Annotated in this window: 20 protein-coding genes; 16 read left to right on the top strand and 4 right to left on the bottom strand. The window is 70.3% G+C overall.

From position 1 onward, the window contains the following. Positions 1 to 6: 6 nt before the first annotated feature. Both ACZ7OI_RS34010 and ACZ7OI_RS34005 read right to left on the bottom strand, forming a co-directional pair. The gene (locus tag ACZ7OI_RS34010; protein WP_470268191.1) at positions 7 to 1,452 is read right to left on the bottom strand and encodes a sulfatase family protein; all 1,446 of its coding nucleotides are present in this window, start codon (positions 1,450 to 1,452) and stop codon (positions 7 to 9) included. Positions 1,453 to 1,525: 73 nt separating this feature from the next. Beyond that, entirely contained in the window at positions 1,526 to 1,966 is a 441-nt protein-coding gene (locus ACZ7OI_RS34005; RefSeq protein ID WP_470268190.1) for a VOC family protein, read from the bottom strand. Between the two features lie 72 nt (positions 1,967 to 2,038). Here ACZ7OI_RS34005 and ACZ7OI_RS34000 point away from each other — a divergent pair, with 72 nt between their 5' ends. Both ACZ7OI_RS34000 and ACZ7OI_RS33995 read left to right on the top strand, forming a co-directional pair. Next, positions 2,039 to 2,557 (top strand): MarR family winged helix-turn-helix transcriptional regulator, encoded by a 519-nt coding sequence (locus ACZ7OI_RS34000; RefSeq protein ID WP_470268189.1) that lies wholly within the window; start codon positions 2,039 to 2,041, stop codon positions 2,555 to 2,557. 285 nt (positions 2,558 to 2,842) lie between these two features. After that, complete coding sequence (locus ACZ7OI_RS33995) at positions 2,843 to 3,439, top strand: VOC family protein (RefSeq protein ID WP_470268188.1); 597 nt, start codon at positions 2,843 to 2,845, stop codon at positions 3,437 to 3,439. 102 nt (positions 3,440 to 3,541) lie between these two features. On the opposite strand, the gene ACZ7OI_RS33990 is transcribed toward ACZ7OI_RS33995, so the two are convergent. Further along, entirely contained in the window at positions 3,542 to 3,730 is a 189-nt protein-coding gene (locus ACZ7OI_RS33990) for a hypothetical protein (RefSeq protein ID WP_470268187.1), read from the bottom strand. A gap of 240 nt (positions 3,731 to 3,970) precedes the next feature. Beyond that, positions 3,971 to 5,455 (bottom strand): aldehyde dehydrogenase family protein, encoded by a 1,485-nt coding sequence (locus tag ACZ7OI_RS33985; protein ID WP_470268186.1) that lies wholly within the window; start codon positions 5,453 to 5,455, stop codon positions 3,971 to 3,973. Positions 5,456 to 5,725: 270 nt separating this feature from the next. Between ACZ7OI_RS33985 and ACZ7OI_RS33980 the strand changes: the two genes are divergently transcribed. The 14 genes from ACZ7OI_RS33980 (at position 5,726) to ACZ7OI_RS33915 (ending at position 17,495) form a co-directional block, all read left to right on the top strand. Next, a complete protein-coding gene (locus ACZ7OI_RS33980; RefSeq protein ID WP_470268185.1) occupies positions 5,726 to 6,244 on the top strand; it encodes a cupin domain-containing protein in 519 nt (172 codons plus the stop codon). A gap of 12 nt (positions 6,245 to 6,256) precedes the next feature. Then, positions 6,257 to 7,195 carry a PDR/VanB family oxidoreductase gene (locus tag ACZ7OI_RS33975; protein WP_470268184.1) on the top strand — a complete coding sequence of 313 codons (939 nt, stop codon included), beginning with the start codon at positions 6,257 to 6,259 and terminating at the stop codon, positions 7,193 to 7,195. A 9-nt stretch (positions 7,196 to 7,204) separates the two neighbouring features. Continuing rightward, positions 7,205 to 7,450 carry a hypothetical protein gene (locus tag ACZ7OI_RS33970; protein ID WP_470268183.1) on the top strand — a complete coding sequence of 82 codons (246 nt, stop codon included), beginning with the start codon at positions 7,205 to 7,207 and terminating at the stop codon, positions 7,448 to 7,450. Between the two features lie 71 nt (positions 7,451 to 7,521). Next, a complete protein-coding gene (locus ACZ7OI_RS33965) occupies positions 7,522 to 7,743 on the top strand; it encodes a recombinase-like helix-turn-helix domain-containing protein (protein WP_116204621.1) in 222 nt (73 codons plus the stop codon). Next, complete coding sequence (locus tag ACZ7OI_RS33960; protein WP_470268182.1) at positions 7,743 to 8,804, top strand: Rieske 2Fe-2S domain-containing protein; 1,062 nt, start codon at positions 7,743 to 7,745, stop codon at positions 8,802 to 8,804. Before ACZ7OI_RS33965 ends, ACZ7OI_RS33960 begins: the two co-directional genes overlap by 1 nt. 16 nt (positions 8,805 to 8,820) lie before the next feature. After that, entirely contained in the window at positions 8,821 to 9,747 is a 927-nt protein-coding gene (locus ACZ7OI_RS33955) for a VOC family protein (protein ID WP_470268181.1), read from the top strand. Beyond that, positions 9,735 to 10,523, top strand: a complete 789-nt coding sequence (locus ACZ7OI_RS33950) for an aspartate dehydrogenase domain-containing protein (protein WP_470268180.1) — start codon at positions 9,735 to 9,737, stop codon at positions 10,521 to 10,523. The genes ACZ7OI_RS33955 and ACZ7OI_RS33950 overlap by 13 nt, the downstream gene beginning before the upstream one ends. Then, positions 10,520 to 11,308, top strand: coding sequence for an alpha/beta fold hydrolase (locus tag ACZ7OI_RS33945; protein WP_470268179.1), 789 nt, complete (start codon positions 10,520 to 10,522; stop codon positions 11,306 to 11,308). Before ACZ7OI_RS33950 ends, ACZ7OI_RS33945 begins: the two co-directional genes overlap by 4 nt. Then, entirely contained in the window at positions 11,305 to 12,045 is a 741-nt protein-coding gene (locus ACZ7OI_RS33940; RefSeq protein WP_470268178.1) for an SDR family oxidoreductase, read from the top strand. The genes ACZ7OI_RS33945 and ACZ7OI_RS33940 overlap by 4 nt, the downstream gene beginning before the upstream one ends. An 11-nt stretch (positions 12,046 to 12,056) precedes the next feature. Next, on the top strand, positions 12,057 to 12,845 hold the full coding sequence (locus ACZ7OI_RS33935) for an SDR family oxidoreductase (protein WP_470268177.1): 789 nt from the start codon (positions 12,057 to 12,059) through the stop codon (positions 12,843 to 12,845). 13 nt (positions 12,846 to 12,858) lie between these two features. Continuing rightward, positions 12,859 to 14,484: a thiamine pyrophosphate-binding protein gene (locus ACZ7OI_RS33930; RefSeq protein WP_470268176.1), complete on the top strand. Its 1,626-nt coding sequence runs from the start codon at positions 12,859 to 12,861 to the stop codon at positions 14,482 to 14,484. A 12-nt stretch (positions 14,485 to 14,496) separates the two neighbouring features. After that, on the top strand, positions 14,497 to 15,099 hold the full coding sequence (locus ACZ7OI_RS33925) for a dienelactone hydrolase family protein (RefSeq protein ID WP_470268175.1): 603 nt from the start codon (positions 14,497 to 14,499) through the stop codon (positions 15,097 to 15,099). 117 nt (positions 15,100 to 15,216) lie between these two features. Continuing rightward, complete coding sequence (locus ACZ7OI_RS33920) at positions 15,217 to 16,599, top strand: MFS transporter (RefSeq protein ID WP_470268174.1); 1,383 nt, start codon at positions 15,217 to 15,219, stop codon at positions 16,597 to 16,599. After that, complete coding sequence (locus ACZ7OI_RS33915) at positions 16,596 to 17,495, top strand: MBL fold metallo-hydrolase (protein ID WP_470268173.1); 900 nt, start codon at positions 16,596 to 16,598, stop codon at positions 17,493 to 17,495. The genes ACZ7OI_RS33920 and ACZ7OI_RS33915 overlap by 4 nt, the downstream gene beginning before the upstream one ends. The last annotated feature ends 12 nt before the right edge of the window (positions 17,496 to 17,507 follow it).

Genomic DNA, 17,507 nt, shown 5'->3' with positions numbered 1-17,507 from the left:
GCGGGGTCAGTGCCGGCAGGCGGCCGCCCCGTGGCAGGAGACCATCGCCCGCAGCGTGTCGTGCAGTTGTCGTGCCTTCTCCGGCGGCAGCTGAGCGGCGGTGTTGTGCAGTTCCTGCGGATCTGTGGTCCGGTCGTAGTACTCCTTGGCGCCGTCGGCGTACTCGACGTAGGTGTAGGCGGTGCTCCGAATCGCCTCGTAGGTGGTCGGATTGCCGCTGTTCTTCGCGGGCTTGTCCGGGTCGTTCTTGTCGAAGTCGGGACCGTGGTGCTCCACCAGCCCGACGGTGCGCCACGCCGGCGGTGCGGTGCCGTTCAGCAGCGGCACCAGGCTTTCGCCGTCCACCGGTGCGGGGGTCGATGCCCCGGCCAGCGCTTCGAAAGTCGGCCGCAGGTCGATGTTCTCGGCGGGCTGGTCCACTGTCGCGCCTGCTTTGACGCCGGGGCCGGTGACCACCAGCGGCACGTGCACGTCCGTGTCGAACGCCGTCTGTTTTCCGGGGGTGAGCCGGTACTCGCCCATGTGGTAGCCGTTGTCCGAGGTGAAGACGAGGTCGGTGTTCCCGCGTACTCCGGCTTTGTCCAGTGCAGCTTGCACGGTGCCGATCATCTTGTCGACCGACTGCACGGCCTGCGCTCGCTTGCGGAAGTCCTTGTCGATGTTCTGTTTTTCCCGGTCGGTCAACGGGGTTCGGGAGGCGAGCCACGACGGCGGCGAAGACGGGAGCGTGTCGTACGCGGGGCCGCGCGGTGCGGTGAGCCCGGGGAACGCGTCGGCGTCGCGAGGCGCGGGGGTGTAGGGGCCGTGCGGGGCGAACGTGGCGAGTTCCATCGCGAACGGGGTGTGGTCGGCCGTCGAACTGGCCACGAATCGCGCGGCCTTGTCCGCCATGACGTCGACGAGGTAATCCTCGGGCTTCTTGCCGTAATGCTTGACCGTGCCGTTCTCGTTGAGGTCGTAGTCGAATTCGCCGTAGCCGTTCCCCGCGACGTCCCATTCGTTCCAGCCAGGCGGGATTCCGTCGGATTTCGGCTGGTAGCCGTTGAGGTACTTGCCCATCATCGCGGTCCGGTAGCCGGCCTGCTGCAACGACGTCGCGTAGGTCGACTTGTCGTCGCCGCGGCCGTGGAAGACGCGGTAGCCGCCGTCTTCGCCGCCGTTGGTGAACACGCCGGTGTCGTGCGGGACCATCCCAGTGAACAGCGACGAGCGCGACGGGCAGCAGAGGGAGTCGGTGACGGTGTCGTTGGCGAAGGAGGTGCCGTTCTTGGCCATGTCCTGCACGTGCGGCAGATACGGCAGCAGGTTCATTGACAGATCGTCGGTGAGCACGAGGACGATGTTCGGTTTGCCGCCGGCCGCGGCGGGCTGGCCCGGCACGCAGGCGACGGCCGTCGAAGCCACTGTCAAGGCCAGCAGCGAGATCAGGAGCGAACGAGCGCGTTGCGGCATGCCCCGCACGCTAGAACCGCGATCCGCGAGTTCGGTTCGAAGCGTGTTCGGGTTCGGTAAATCCGCCGCGCGCTCAGCCGAGTTCCTGGGCGAGCCCGACGACGATGTTCTCCGGCCCCCGCACGTAGCACAGCAGGAAGATGTTCTCGTACTGCACCACTTCGTCGACCAGTTCGGCTCCGTGGGCGCGCAGCCGGGCGAGGGTGTTCTCGAGGTCGTCGACGGCGAACATCATCCGGCGGATGCCGAGCGTGTTCGCCGGGGCCTTCCACGGCTCCGGGGCGACCGCCTTCGGCTGGTGGAATTTCGCCAGTTCCACCCGTCCGGGGCCGTCCGGGACGCGCAGCATGGCGACGTCCTGCCGGACGTCCTCCAGTCCGATCACCTTTTCCGCGCCGCGCCAGTCCAGCGGGCCCTTGTTTTCCAGTTCCAGCCCCAGTTCGACGAAGAACGCGATGACCGCGTCGAGATCCTCGACGACGATGAGGACGTTGTCCATCCGCTTGACCGTCATGCGGTCACCGTAGCCTCTCGGAAAACCTTAGTGGTGCTATTCTTAGAACAAAGCTATTCACGGGGGTGCCGGATGCCGAAGCGGACCGAGCCGGACGAGGTCGACGAGATGCTCGCGCAGTGGCGCGCGGAGACGCCGGACGTCGACACGTCGCCGCTGGCGGTGTTCGGGCGGTTGCACCGTTCGTTCGACCGGTATCAGCGGCAGTTGACGCGCGTGTTCGCCCGGCACGGGATCACGGTCGCGGACTTCGGGATCCTCGCCGCGCTCCGCCGGGGCGGCGCGCCGTACCGGCGCACGGCGGGGGACCTCGCCGACACGAATCTTCTTACCACCGGCGGCATCACGCAGCGGGTCGACAAGCTGGTGCAGGCCGGGCTCGTCCGCCGCGAACGCGACGAGGACGACCGGCGGGTCGTGTTCATCGGTCTCACCGAGGAAGGGCTCGCGGCGACGGACAAGGTGGTGCACGAGCATTTTCCCAACGAAAACCGCATGCTGGCCGGACTGACCGCGGCGGAACGGACGCAGCTGGCGAAATTGCTGGGGCGGCTGGAGAGGTCTTTGGACCAGGCGGAGTTCGGCGACTGAGCCGCCGGGGTGTGCTGAGGTCGTTCGCTGTGACTGGGCCCGGGGTGCGCTGAGGTCGTTCGTCGTGGCTGGGCCGGGGCGCGATGTCGTTCGTCGTGGCTGGGCCGGGATGCTCTGACGTCGTTCGCCGTGACTGAATCCGCTCGGCGACCCCCTTCTCCGCGACTGAACCCGGCGCCCTGACCTCGTTCGCCGAGACCGTCCCCGGCGCCGAATGCCGCCCCGCTGTTCGCATCAGCAAATACCTCCGTGTCGTTTCGGCGGATCCGGGTTTACGTTCGGGCGATGGCGAACGAACTGACCATTCCGCTCCTGCCCTGTCGGTCGATCGACGACGTCGCGCCGTTCTACGAGATGCTCGGCTTCGAGATCACCTCTCGGCAGGCGCGGCCGTACTCGCACCTCGCGGTGCGACGGGAAGACCTCAATCTGCACTTTTTCGAGATGGACGGCTACGACCCGGCGCAGTCGTACAGCACGTGCCTCGTGATCGTGGAGGACACCAGCGAGCTGTTCGAGGCCTTCGCGGCGGGAATGCGGGCCGTGCACGGAAAACTGCTCGTCTCCGGCATCCCGCGGATGACCCGGCCGCGGCTGCGCAACGACCGCTACACCGGGTTCACCGTCGTCGATCCGGGCGGCAACTGGATCCGGATCAACCAGGCCGCCAAGGAACCCGAGGCGCGGACCAAGCTCGCGAAAGCCATGGAAAACGCCGCGAGACAGGCGGATTCGCACGGCGACGAACGCCAGGGGCTGAAGATCCTGGAAGGCGCGCTGAAGCGGGCGACTGGCGACGAACCGGAGTTCCAGGCGGCGCGGGAGTACCGCGACGAGTTGGTCGAACGGATCGAGGGGTCGCAGCCGCGTTCCGGCGCCTGACCGCCTCGGGGGTCCCAGCCGCGTTCCGGCGCTCGAGCGCGGGCCTGACCGCCTCGGGGTCGCGGGTCGCCCAGAGAACCGGTGGGGCGTTGATCCAGTGCGTCACTTTTCCTCGGTCCGCGGCGGAGCATTCTTCGGACGGCGTGGATAGCACGCGAGAATGAGCCGTTCCAGGTCGGCGGTGGGAATATTCCACTGGCGGCGGGCGCGGAGCGCGAGGCAGAAGACCGTCAGCCGCGCGAGGTTGAGCAGCACGATCGCCGCCAGCGCAGTCCAGGCGTAGGCGGGCATCACGTTTCCCCGAACTGGTCGGAGGGGCCGGCCGGAAAAGCTCTCATGGAGTGTTAAGAGCGAGGTCGGTCTCGAACGTGACACCGGTTCGGGGGACTAATTTCCCGAACCGGTGTCACGGCCCTGCGCCGGTGCACCGCCTCGCACCGAAAACCGGGAACTACGCGTACTTCTCCCTGGTCGGCAACACCACCGGCCACGTCGCCGAACCGTACACAGCGCCGGACAGCGCGGGACGGCTCAGCCGCGAGCCCACGGGATCGGCTCGTCCGCCAGGCTCAAATACAGGCTCTTCTGCCGCTGGTAACTGCGGATCGCGGTGCGGCCCTTGTCCGTCCCGAGGCCGCTTTCCTTGGTGCCGCTGAACGGTGTAGAGATGCTGAACTGCTTGTACGTGTTGATCCACACCGTCCCCGCGTCGACGCGGCGCGCCAGACGGAGCGCACGGCGGTAGTCGGCGGTCCAGATGCCGCACGCCAGGCCGTAGACGGTCGAGTTGGCCTGGGCGACCAGGTCCTCCTCGTCGTCGTAGGGCAGCAGGACGCCGACTGGGCCGAAGATTTCCTCCTGACACGTCTTCGCGTCCGGGGCGAGGCCGTCCAGCAGGGTCGGCAGGTAGTACGCGCCGCGCGACAGGCGTTCGTCGGAAGGGATTTGGCCACCGCAAAGAACATTTGCGCCTTCTTCGCGGGCACGGTCGACCATCGCGGCCACCTTGTCGCGGTGCGCGAACGTCGCCAGCGGCCCGACCTGCGTGGCGGGATCGGTGCCGGGACCCAGCCGCAAGGCGCTGGTCGCGGCGATCAGGCGGGATGCCCAGGCGTCGTACTGCTCGCGCGGCAGGAAGATCCGCGATCCGGCGATGCAGCTCTGTCCGGTCGACGAGAAGATTCCATACAGGATTCCGGCGACTGTCTCCTCGACGTCGGCATCCTCGCAGACGATCGTCGGGGATTTGCCGCCCAGTTCCATGGTGACCGGGATGATCCGGTCCGCGGCGATGCGGCCGAGGACGCGTCCGGTGGCGGTGCCGCCGGTGAAGGCGAGCTTGCCGACCAGCGGGTGGCGGGAGAGGGCGTCGCCGACGACCGAACCGGGGCCGGGCAGGACGGACAGCAGCGCGGGCGGGACGCCGGCGTCGTGGACGAGACGGGCCAGCGCCAGCGAAACCAGGGGAGTGGCTTCGGCCGGTTTGAGCAGGACGGCGTTCCCGGCGGCCAGCGCGGGGGCGATTTTCTGGGCGTCGCTGGCGATCGGCGAGTTCCACGGCGTGATCGCGCCGACGACGCCGATCGGCTCGTGCACGCTCATCGTCAGGTGCGCGCCGCGGCTCGGCGGGAGTTCGCCTTCGAGGGTTTCGAGCGCGGCCGCGTAGTAGCGGAAGGTGCCGGCCGCGCTCGCGACCAGTGCCCGGGTTTCGCCGAGCGCCTTGCCGGTGTTGCGGGTTTGCAGCAGGGCGAGCTGCTCGGCGTGGTCCTCGATCGCGTCGGCGACGCGGGTGAGCAGGCGGGCGCGCTGGTGCGGCAGGAGGTCGCGCCACGCCGGATCCGCGGCGGCTTCGGCACCGGCGCGGGCGGCGGCGTCGACCTGGGCGGAGTCGGCCGCGTGGATCAAGGTGACCGTCGAACCGTCGGCGGGGTCCACGCACGCGGACGCGGGGCCGCCGCCGCGCTGCCAGTCTCCGCCGACCGGGATTTCGTCGGGCGGGACGGGGAAGGGCTGCATGGCGAGGTCCTCTCGGCGCGGGTGACGGGGGTGCGACCGAGGAAACCTTAGACCTAAGATTTCGTCAAGAGCTCCTCCGATCACTGGCCGTGAAGGATCCCTGGAGGGCTCAACGGCGCGCGAGCCGCCGGGAAGCCGCTGGAAAGAATTTTTGGCCTAAGGGGTTGTGCGGATCACAGCGCGCGGGGTACAACCCTTATCAGTAAGTCTCTTAGACCTAAGGCATTCGGCGGCGAGCCCGCCGAGGACCACCGGAGGAGTTGCCCCGCGATGACCACCACCGAAAACAAGCACCAGGAACTCGAGGAGCTCATCGACTCGTGCATCGCCGCTCGCGAGACGCGGTACGAGGACTGGGACACCCTCGGCTTCCAGGCCGCCGCGAAGGGCGACGAGTTCCGCCGCGCGCAGATCCGCTACATCGGCTCCGGCGCGACCGGCAACCACGACGGCGACGCGCGTCAGCTGCCCTCGGAGCACTTCACCTTCTCCAACATGCGGCTTCCGGTCGGCGCGATCGGCCCGGAGCACACCCACCACGACGTGGAAGAGGCGTTCTTCGTCCTCGAAGGCACGCTTGAGGTGACTGTGCACGACGTCGAGGACGGCACCAAGACCGCCACCCGCGTGCTCGGCTACCGCGACCTGATCCGCGTGCCCGCCGGGGTGCCGCGCAGCCTGCGCAACGCCGGCGACACCGACGCGCTGTTCTGCGTCATCATCGGCGCGCAGAAGCCGCAGCTGCCGACCTACCCGCCCACCTCGCCGATGCACGGCGTCACTCGCTGAGAAGAGACCGCGATGCCGACGATGCTGCGGGTGCACCGGACGACGTGGCTGGCCGACCGGGTCACGCAGGTGGAACTGCGCGATCCGGACGGAAAGCCGCTGCCCGGCTGGGAGCCGGGAGCGCACCTTTCCCTGCACCTGCCGAACGGGCTGGTCCGCGAGTACTCCCTCTGCGGCGACCCGGCCGACACCCGCGCGTGGACGGTCGCGGTGCTGCGGGAGGAATCCTCGCGCGGCGGCAGTGCCTGGGTGCACGAACGGCTCACCGTCGGGAGCGTCATTCCTGTCGAGGGCCCGCGCAACACCTTCGAACTGCACGACGCTCCGGAGCACCTGCTCATCGCCGGCGGCATCGGCGTCACCCCGATCCTCGCGATGGCCCGGAAACTCGCGGTCGGCTCCGCGCCGTGGTCCATGCTCTACTGTGGACGGTCGCGCGGCGGAATGGCTTTCCTGGACGAGCTTTCCGGGCTCGCCGGGGACCGGTTGGAAGTGCACGCCGACGACGAGAACGGCGGTCCGCCCGACCTGGCCGCCAGGCTGGCCGGGCTAGCGCCGGGCACGGTCGTGCATTGCTGCGGCCCCGAACCGCTGCTCCGAGCGGTCGAGGCGGCGCTGCCGGAAACGGCGACTCTGCGGGTCGAACGCTTCCGGGCCCCCGAGGCTCCGGCAGCCGTCCCGGGAACGGGATTCGACGTCGTGTGCGCCGGTTCCGGCACCCGGGTTTCAGTAGCCGCCGACGAGTCCATTGTGGACGCGTTGGGGCGCACCGGGATTTCCGTGCCGACCTCGTGCCGCGAGGGCGTGTGCGGGACTTGTGAAACGAAGGTGCTCTCCGGCGAGCCGGACCACCGCGATTTCGTGCTCGACGACGACGAGAAAGCGATCGCCGGGACCATGATGCTGTGCGTGTCGCGGTGCCGGTCCGCCGAACTCGTTCTTGACCTCTAGGAGCCGGCCATGGCCGGACACACTTGCCGGCAGCTCGCCGTGCTGCGCGCCGCCGCCGCGGGGCACGTGGAAATGACGTGCAGCCGCGAACCGCACCTCTACGTCGACGGCCTCGCCTGCTGCGACCCGACGCTCGGGCACCAGCTGGCCGGGCTGCTCGCCCCCGAACCGGCCGCTCCGCGCGGACCGGGGCTCCGGGTGCCCGCGGTGCTCACCGCCGCCGGGCACGCCGCGCTCGCCCTAGCCGCCGCTTAACGGCTCGTGAGTGGCGAGGCCGGTTCTAACCGGCACCGCCGCGCACGACATCTACTGAAAGGGAACGCCCGATGCCGCTGCAGCTGCGGCCGGTGCAAAGCCGCACCGCCCCGCCGACGAGCTACGAGAACGCGCTGGCCGACGAGCTGGAAGCCGTCTACGGCCGGGGCGTGCACGACCTGCCCGGCGTGGTCTCCGCGCTCAACGCGGGCGGCCTGCGCCCGGCGGACGGCGCCGACTGGACCGAAGAGACGTTCGCCGCCGAACTGGCGCGGCTGGCGGGGGAGGCGTGATGGCGACCAAAACCGCCGAAGAGCTGATGGCACTGGGCTTGCGCGACCGCTGGTATCCGCTGTGCCCGTCCACCACCGTCAAGCGCGGCGAGCTGACCCGCATCGAGCGGGCCGGCGAGCAACTGCTGCTCTGGCGCGATTCCGCCGGGGTCGTGCACGTTCAGGAAGACCGCTGTCCGCACCGCGGCGCGCGGCTTTCGCTCGGCGTGCACATGGGCGACCGGGTCGCCTGCAACTACCACGGCGTGCAGGTCGACGGCGACGGTGTCGTCGTGTCGGTGCCCGGCAGCCCGGGCTGTGCGCTGGAGGGTCGTCGCGCGCTGCGGACGTTCCCCGCGCAGGAGCACGCCGGTGCGGTGTTCGCCTGGTTCGGCCTGGAAGAGGCCGCCGAGCCGACGCCGCTGCAGGTGCCGGACCCGATCGCGGGCGGCGAATGGGACAACTTCCTTTGCTACGTCGAATGGGACGCCCCGTACGGCTACTCCCTGGACAACCTGCTCGATCCGATGCACGGCGCGTTCCTGCACCGCAACAGCCACACCATGTTCGGCGGCAAGCGCGAGGCCGTCTTCCAGATCCGCGCGATCGACGACGGATTCGTCTTCGAGAAAACCGACCAGCGCGGCGTGAACTTCGACTGGGTCCAGCTCACCGACGCGGGCGCGCAGTGGGTCACGCTCGACATCCCGTACCCGGACACCGCAGGCCCGGGCGGCGCGTTCACCATCGTCGCCGCGCTGTGCGCGATCAACGAGACGCAACACGCGGCCTTCTTTTGGCGCTGCCGCAAGGTTTCCGGCTGGGAGCGCGACAGCTGGCGCATCCTCTACCGCAACCGGCTCGAGGCCCGGCACTGGGCGGTGCTGGAGCAGGACCGCGAGATGGCCGAGGCGATGCCGCTCGACGCGTGGGACCGGGAAAACCTGTACCAGCACGACATCGCGCTCGTCCGGATGCGCCGGCTGCTGCGTTCGGAAGCCCGCCGTCAGGCCGCCGCGCTCGCCGCTCCGCCCGCCGCAGCCCCCGCGACTGTCGCGCCCGTGCCCGCCCCGACCCGCTGAAGTTTCAGGAGGCCCCATGTCCGCCGAACCCATCGCGCGGCTCCGCGCCCTGCGCGCGGTGACGCTGCGTTCGACGCAGTGCGCCGATTCCGGCGAGTTCTACCGCGAAGTCTGGGGGCTGCAACAGGTCGAAGCCGACCGCGGCGCCGTGTGGCTGCGCGGCTCCGGCGACGAGCACCACGTGCTCCAGCTCGAACAGGCCGACCAGAACGCGCTGGGCAAGATCGCGTTCGCCGTCGCCACCCCGCGCGAGGTCGATGCGGCCGCCGCCCGGCTTGCTGCGCACGGCGTCCCGTTGGTCACCGAACCCGGCAAGCTCGACCAGGTCGGCGGCGGGTACGGCCTGCGCTTCGCCGACCCGGAAGGCCGTCTGGTGGAGCTGTCCGCCGAGGTCGACGCTGTCGTCCCGGGTGATCCGTACGGACGCGCCGCGGTGCCGCGGAAGCTGGCGCACGTCGTGCTCAACACGGTCGACATCGACGCGGCCTGCGAGTTCTACACGCGGGTGCTGGGCATGCGCATCTCCGACTGGTCCGAGCACCAGATGGCGTTCCTGCGCTGCAACGCGGACCACCACGTGATCGCGTTCAACCAGTCCGAATTCGCGTCGGTGAACCACATCGCGTACGAGATGAACTCGATCGACCACTTCATGCGCGGCATCGGACGGCTCAAGCACAACGGCGTCACGCCGCTGTGGGGTCCCGGACGGCACGGTCCCGGCAGCAACACCTTCGGCTACTTCGCCGACCCGGCCGGGCTCGTCTGCGAGTACACCTCCGAGGTCGCGCAGGTCGAGGAAGACGCCTGGCTGTGCCGGGTCTGGCGGCGCACGCCGGAGCTGTCGGATCTCTGGGGCACCGCGGGCCCGCCGTCGAAGGACGTCCGCTCGCACATGCGCGGCGTGCCGGACCCCGGCTACTCGGCGTGGTGGCAGTCGTGAAGGTCGGAGTGCTGGGCGCGGGGTCCATCGGGTCCGTTGTCGCGGAAGCTCTGCGCGACGGTCAGGTGCCGGGCGCAGATCTGGCCGGGGTCGTCGATCCGGCGCTGGCTCCTGCGGGGCTGCCGATGTGCGCGTTGCCGGAGCTTCTGTCCACTTCGGACCTGGTAGTCGAAGCCGCCGGGCAGCGGGCGCTGACGGACGCTGGGCCGCAGGTGCTGTCGGCGGGGTGCGATCTGCTGGTGGTTTCGGTCGGCGCGCTCGCGGCGGACGGGTTGCTGGAGAAGCTGCTCGCGGCCGGGCCGGGTGCGGTCCATTTGTCGACTGGGGCGATCGGCGGGCTCGACCTGCTGCGTTCGGCGGCGCTGCTCGGGCCGTTCGAGCGGGTGGTCATCGAGACGACGAAGAAGGCGTCTTCGCTGGTCCAGCCGTGGATGTCGGCGGAGGAGGCGGAAGCGCTGCGGCAGGCGACCGCGCCGGTCGAGTTGCGGCGCGGGCCTGCTCGGGAGATCACCGCCGCGTTCCCGAAGTCGGCGAATGTGGCTGCGTCGGTGGCGCTGGCGGTGCGGGATTGGGACGTGGTGGAGGCGGCGGTGATCGCGGATCCGGCCGCGCCGCTGACCTCGCACGTGATCACCGCTGTCGGCCCGGCGGGGGAGTACCGGTTCGAGATCAAGAACCGGCCGTCGCCGCAGACGCCGACGTCGAGCCAGGTCGTGCCTTATGCGGTCCTCTCCGCGCTGGAAGCCTTGGCGACACCGAGGGCGGTGTTCCGGTGACTTCCATTGTGGACGGTGTGCAGGTGCGGACTGCTGGCGACGGCAGTCCGGTGCTGTTGCTGCACGGCATCGGCGGTTCGAGCGCCTCGTTCGACGCGCAGCTGGCTGGATTGGCTCCGAAACATCGCGTACTGGCTTGGGACGCACCGGGTTACGGCGGTTCGGCCGATCCGGAAAAGCCATTGGGCATGGCCGGATACGCCGCGCTGGTCGGCCGGTTGCTGACCTCGCTGGACGCGGTGCCCGCACATCTCGTGGGCGTGTCGTGGGGCGGCGTGATCGCAACCCGCGTCGCGCTGGAGTACCCGGAGGTCGTGCGGTCGCTGGTGCTGGCCGATTCGACGCGCGGCTCCGGCATCGACTCCGAGCGCGCAGCGCTGATGCGAGCCCGGCCGAGCGAGCTGAACCGGGTCGGCGCGGCGGAATTCGCTCGCCGGCGCGCGCCTCGATTGCTCGCACCTGGCGCGGATCCCGCGGTGGCGCAACGGGTCGAGGACATCATGGCGGGCATCCGGCTGCCCGGGTACACCTCGGCCGCCGAGTCGATGGCCGAGACGGATCACGGTCCGCGGCTGTCGCGGATTTCCGTGCCGACGCTGGTACTCGTCGGCGAGCACGACCAGGTCACCGGTGTCGCCGAGTCGCGGCGGCTCGCCGCGTCGATCCCGGGCGCGCGGCTGGAAACAGTTCCCGGCGGGCACGCGGCGAATCAGGAGTCCCCACGCCGGTTCTCCACCGAGGTAATGGGCTTTCTGTCCGAAGTGGACGCGGTGGTGGCGCGATGAAAGAGCGGCTGTATGTAGTCACCGGCGCGGGCCGCGGTCTCGGCTGGGCGATCGCCCGCGAGATCGGCCGTCAAGGCGGTCGCGTCGTGGTCGCCGAACGGTCTCCGGACCGGGCAGCCGACGGCGTCGCCCGGTTGCACGCGGAAGGCGTTGAGGCACACCGGATCGACACCGACGTCGCGGACCCGGACTCCGTCGCGGCTTTGGCGAACGCGGTCGCGAAGCTGGGGCCATTGCACGGCTTGGTGAACAACGCGGCAATGGCGGACGGCGTGGGCGGCAAGCACTTCGCGGAGCTGGACGTCGAAGCGTGGGACACGTTGATGACTGTCAACGCTCGCGGCCCGTGGCTGGTCGCCCGTGCGCTGTATCCGCAGCTCGCGCAGACTGGCGGACGCATCGTCAACCTCGCCTCCGACGCCGCGCTGTACGGCTCGCCGCGATTGGTCCAGTACGTGGCCTCCAAGGGCGCGGTGATCGCGATGACCCGCGCGATGGCGCGGGACGGCGGTCCGGACGGCGTGACCGTCAACGCGGTCGCGCCCGGGCTGACCGAGGTCGAAGCCACCGCGGGCATCCCGCAGGAACGGCACGAGCTGTACGCGATGAACCGCGCGCTGACCCGGCCGCAACAGCCGGAGGACGTGGTCGGTTCGGTGGCGTTCCTGCTGTCCGACGCGGCCTCCTACATCACCGGCCAGACCCTCGTGGTCGACGGCGGATTCGTCTGCAGCTGAAGGGAAAACCCGTGGATTTGGGATTGAAGGGCCGCGCGGTGCTCGTCACCGGGGCCAGCTCCGGCGTCGGCCTCGCGACCGCCGCCGCGCTGCTGGCCGAAGGCGCGCACGTCGCCGCCTGTGCCCGCGACGGCGTCCGGCTGGAGAAGGCCCTCGCCGATCTGCCCCGTGCCGAGGGAGCCCGGCTGTACACCGCGTCCTGCGACGTGCTGGACGAGGCGCAGGTGGAAACCTTCGTCGCCGACGCCGCCCGCGAGCTGGGCGGACTGGCCGGGATCGTGAACAATGCGGGCCGGTCGTTGATGGCGCGCCTCGCCGAGACGACCGACGAGCAGTGGCGGGAAGAGTTACAGCTCAAGATCTTCTCGGTGCTGCACGTCGTCCGGGCCGCGTTGCCGTGGTTGCGGGCGGCTTCGAATCCCGCTGTGGTGAACGTGAACGCGATCCTCGCCCGCCAGCCCGAACCTCGATTGGCGGCCACCTCCGCGGCGAGGGCAGCGCTGCTCAATCTCTCCACGACTTTGGCGACCGAACTGGCCGAGGACGGCGTCCGAGTCAACTCGGTCTGCCTCGGCCTGGTCGACACCGGACAGTGGCGACGCCGATACGACGCCTCCGGCAGCAAGCTGTCCTTTGTGGACTGGTCAGCTGAGCTGGCCGCCGATCGCGGCATCCCGCTGGGACGGCTCGGCACCGCGGAAGAGGTCGCTTTCCCCATCGTCACGCTGCTTTCGCCGCGTGCCTCCTACGTGACCGGCGCGACGATCGACGTCGGCGGCGGCATCGCCCGTTATGTCTAGAAGGGACGGACCCATGAATCACGGTCACGGAGGCGAACTTCTCGTCCGCCTGCTGTCCGAAGCCGGAGTGGACACCGCCTTCGGCGTGGTGAGTGTGCACAATCTGCCGCTGGTGGAAGCGGTTTCGCAGCATCTGCGGTTCGTGCCGGTGCGGCACGAAGCTGCCGCGGTGAACGCCGCCGACGGGTACTCCCGGGCCGGCGGCGGCCTCGGCGTCGCGATCACCAGCACCGGCACCGGCGCGGGCAACGCGGCGGGCGCGCTGGTGGAGGCGCTCACGGCGGGCAGCCGCGTGCTGCACGTGACCGGCCAGATCGACTCCGAATTCCTCGGCAGCGGGCGCGGCGTCATCCACGAGACGCGCGACCAGATCGGCATGCTGACCGCGATTTCCCAGCACGCGGCCACCGTCACGTCGGTCGAGACCGCGGAAGACACTCTGCGCACGGCGATCCGGCACGCGCTGTCGGTGCCGAGCGGTCCGGCCAGCGTCGAGTGGCCGATCGATCTGCAGTACTCGCGGCACGAGTTCCGTCCCGGCTCGCTTGAGCCGACGCCGATCCCGCCGCCCGACGCCGCCGTGCTCGCGGAAGCCGCGGAATTGCTTGCCACCGCCCGGCGCCCGATCTTCTGGCTCGGCGGCGGCGCGACCGGTGCGCGCGACGAAGTGCGCGCGCTCGCGGAACGGCTCGGCGCGGCGGTGTTCACCAGCAACTCCGGCCGCGGCACGGTGCCGGAGAACCACGAACTGGTCGTCGGGAACTTCGCCGCGCACGAGTCGGCGGCTCAGCTCCTCGCCGACGCCGACCTGCTCGTCTCGATCGGCACGCACTTCCGCTCGAACGAGACCAAGCATTACCACCTGGCGCTGCCCGAACGGCACCTGCAGATCGACGTCGACGCCGAAGCGCTGGGCCGCGTCTACCCGGCCACCGTCGGAGTGCAAGGCGACGCCGCGGTGGTGCTCGCTGCTCTGTCCACTGTGGAATCCGGCACCGAGCCCGGCTGGCGTGAACGCGTCGTCGAGACCCGGAAAGCCGTGCGGGACAAGCTGAACGAGGCGATCGGTCCGTACGCGGAGATCTGCGCCGCATTGCGCGACGGCCTCCCGGCCGAGTCCGTGATCGCCCGCGACGTGACCATCCCGTCCAGCCAGTGGGGCAACCGCCTGCTGGACATTTACGACCCGCGCACCAACGTGTTCCCGGTCGGCGGCGGCATCGGACAGGGTCTCGCCACCGGCATCGGCGCCGCCCTCGCGACGCCGGACGCGCCGACCGTGGTGATGGTCGGCGACGGCGGTCTCGCGGTGCACCTCGGCGAACTGTGCACGCTGGCGCAGGAACGGCCGTGGCTCGCGCTGGTCGTGTTCAACGACGGCGGGTACGGCGTGCTGCGCAACATGCAGGACCACCACCGCGGCCAGCGCGCTGGCGTCGACCTGTACACGCCGGACTTCGCGCGCATGGCGCAGTCGCTGGACCTGCCGCACGCGCTGGTGTCGAAGCCGGGCCAGTTCGCCGACGCCTTGGCGAAGGCAGTGGCCCAGCAGGGTCCGTTCGTGATCGAGGTGGACGTGACCGCCTTGCCCGCGACGCCGCGGCCGTTCGTGCCGCCGGTGCCGGTTCCGGAGAGCTGAGGGAGACAAGACGTGGGAGGCACCATCGAAGCTGCCGAAGTCCACCATCACGGGCACGGACCCGCGAACCGCCGCCGCCGGGTGGTGCGGACGTCCGCGCCGCTGCTGGTGCGGCATCCGCCCGGCCGCGTGCGCGGCGCGGTGCTCGTGCTGCACGGCGCCGCCGGGCTCGACGAACCCGTCGAAACCACCTGCCGCACGCTCGCGAGCTGCGGTTACGTCACCGTCGCGCCGCTGTTCTACTACGAGACCGGCGGCCACACCTTCGGTCCGGGCAAAGCGGAGGCCGCGTTCGCCGCGCTCGAACTGTCCGACCTCGAAGCCGACCTCGCCGGCGCGCTCGATTACCTCGGCACCCGACTGGGAATGCCGCGCCACCGCGTGGCCGCCGCCGGTTTCGGCTCCGCCGCCCACCTCGCCGAACTGGCCGGCGTGGACATCGCCGCCGCTCTGGGACCCGAGCCGCCACCATGGCCCGGTACGCCCGGATTCGACCCGCATGCGCCCGATCGGCTCGTGCTGCCCGCCGGACCGTCCGCCGCGGACGACCTGGTCCGGTTCCTGGACGCCGAGCTGCCGGACTCTCCTCCGGCCGCCCCCGCTTCAAGTCCGTGAAGGGAACCCTGCGGGAATCTGAGTCCCTCAGGGTTCCCCTCACGGACCGCAGGCACAGCGCCGCCCGCGCCTGAAACCCCTACGATCGATTGCACGCTCCGGCTCCGAGGAGGGCCCATGAGTATCGCCGCCACCCCCGAGGTGACCCAGCGGGACATCGCCGCCCGGCTGGAACGGCTCCCGATGTCGCGCTGGCAGGTCTCGATCCGCCTGATCATCGGCATCGTCACGTTCTTCGAGGCGTTCGACCAGCTGCTGATCGCCTACACCCTGCCGGTCATCGGCCGCGAATGGCACATGACGACCGCATCCAGCACCGCGACGCTGACCATCGGTTCGATCGGCATGCTGCTCGGCGCGCTGGCGTCCGGCTGGGCCGCCGACCGGATCGGCCGCGTCAAGGTGATCACGCTGTGCGTCGCCGTCACGGCGTTGTGCAGCCTGGCGATGACGTTGTGCACCGCGCTGCTGCCGTTCCTGATCCTGCGGTTCGTGCAGGGTCTCGCGATCGGCGGTGAAGTGCCGACTGCGGCCGCCTACATCGCGGAGATCAGCCGGGCTCGCCGTCGCGGCCGCTTCGTGCTGATGTACGAGATCGTCTTCCCCGCCGGTCTCGCGGTCGGCGCGTTGGTCGCGGCGTGGGTCATCCCGCACTGGGGCTGGCGTCCGCTGTTCGCGCTGGCTGCCGTTCCCGGTCTCGCCGCGGTGCTGCTGCAGCTGCGGATTCCGGAGTCGCCGCGCTGGCTCGCCGCGCACGGGCACACCGAGAAGGCCGAGGCGACGATGGCGTTGATCGAGCGCCGGGTCGAGGAGTCCCTCGGCCGTCCGCTGCCTCCGCCCGCTGAGGCCGCCGCGGCACCGGCGGCGGCGCCCGCGAAGCGCGGTTCGTTCCGCGACCTGTTCGCCGGTCGCTACCGGCGGCGCACGCTGATGGTGTGGACGATCTGGTTCGTCGGATACCTCGCCAACTACGGCATCACCTCGTGGCTGCCGACGCTGTACAAGGGCTCGTTCCACCTCTCGATCGGCCAGGCGCTCTGGTACAGCACGGCCACGTCGGTCGCCGGTCTCGTCGGCTGCCTGATCGCCGCGCTGGTGGTGGACAAGCTCGGCCGCCGGGTCGTGCTGGCCGCCGGCCTCGGCGGGACGACCGCGATGCTGGTCGTGCTGGGCGCGCTCGGCGCCGGAACGCCGTTGCAGCTGCTGGTGTGGTCGTCGCTCGCGGCGATGTTCAACTTCGCGGTGAACGTCTGCCTGTACCTGTACACGCCGGAGCTGTACCCGACCCGCAGCCGCGCGCTGGGCGTCAGCCTCGGCGGCGTGATGAACCGGTTCGGCCTGATCCTCGGCCCGATCCTGGTCGGCGCGCTGTACGCCGGCGGCAGCGGACTCGCCTCGGTGTTCCTGGTGCTCGGCGGGATCTGCTTCGTCGGCGCGCTCGTCGCGGGGTTCTTCGCCGAGGAGACCAAGGGCCGCACGCTCGAAGAGGTTTCGCCGTGACGGACGCGCTGCGCGTGGTCCTGCTCGGCACGGCGGCCGGGCCGTACCCGGCGCCGGGCCGGCAGGGCTGCGCGAACGCGGTGGTGGTCGGCGGGCGCGTCTACCTGGTCGACGCGGGCTACGGGACGCTCGGCAAGTACGTCTCCGCCGGGCTGTCCCTGCGCGATCTGGCCGGGGTGTTCGTGACGCACCTGCATTCCGACCACGTCGCCGAGCTGTTCACGCTCTTCCTGCTCGGCTGGGGCCCGGCCAACCAGGGTGTTATCGATCCGGTGCGGGTCTACGGACCCGGCCCGGACCCGACCGACCCCGGCCCGCCCGCCGCGGGCACGGAGGGCCTGGTCGCGGGCAGTCTCGCCGCCTTCGGACAGGACGTCGCGGTGCGGCAGCGGACCAGCGACCGGCCGCGCCTGGCCGGGTTGATCAGCGCAACTGACATCTCAGCGGCCGCCGGTGCGGAAATCGTGGTGCACGAAGACGATCGGGTGCGCGTGAGCGCTCGGGCCGTCCCGCATCCGCCGCTGCATCTGGCGCTGGGCTACCGGTTCGAGACCGAACACGGCGTGGTCGCCTTCTCCGGCGACACCGCACGCAGCGACGCGGTCGGCGAACTGGCCGCGGGCGCCGATTTGCTGGTCCACGAAGCGATGGAGCCCGATTTCTACCGCAGCATCGGCTATTCGCCGAAACTGCTGGAGTTCCTCGCCGCCTCGCACACCTCGCCGGCGGACGTCGGCCGGGTCGCCGCGGCGGCCGGGGCCCGGCGGGTCGCGCTGTCGCACCTCGGCCCCGCCGACCCCGCCCGCCTTGACGACGAGGGCTGGCTCAAGCGAGTCCGTCCGCACTATTCCGGCCCGGTCGTCGTGGGCCACGATCTGCTCGACCTCACTGTCTGAAGGAGCTTTCGC

The organism is Amycolatopsis sp. NPDC114503 (assembly GCF_055633655.1).
This window is presented reverse-complemented; position numbering and strand designations above follow the sequence as displayed.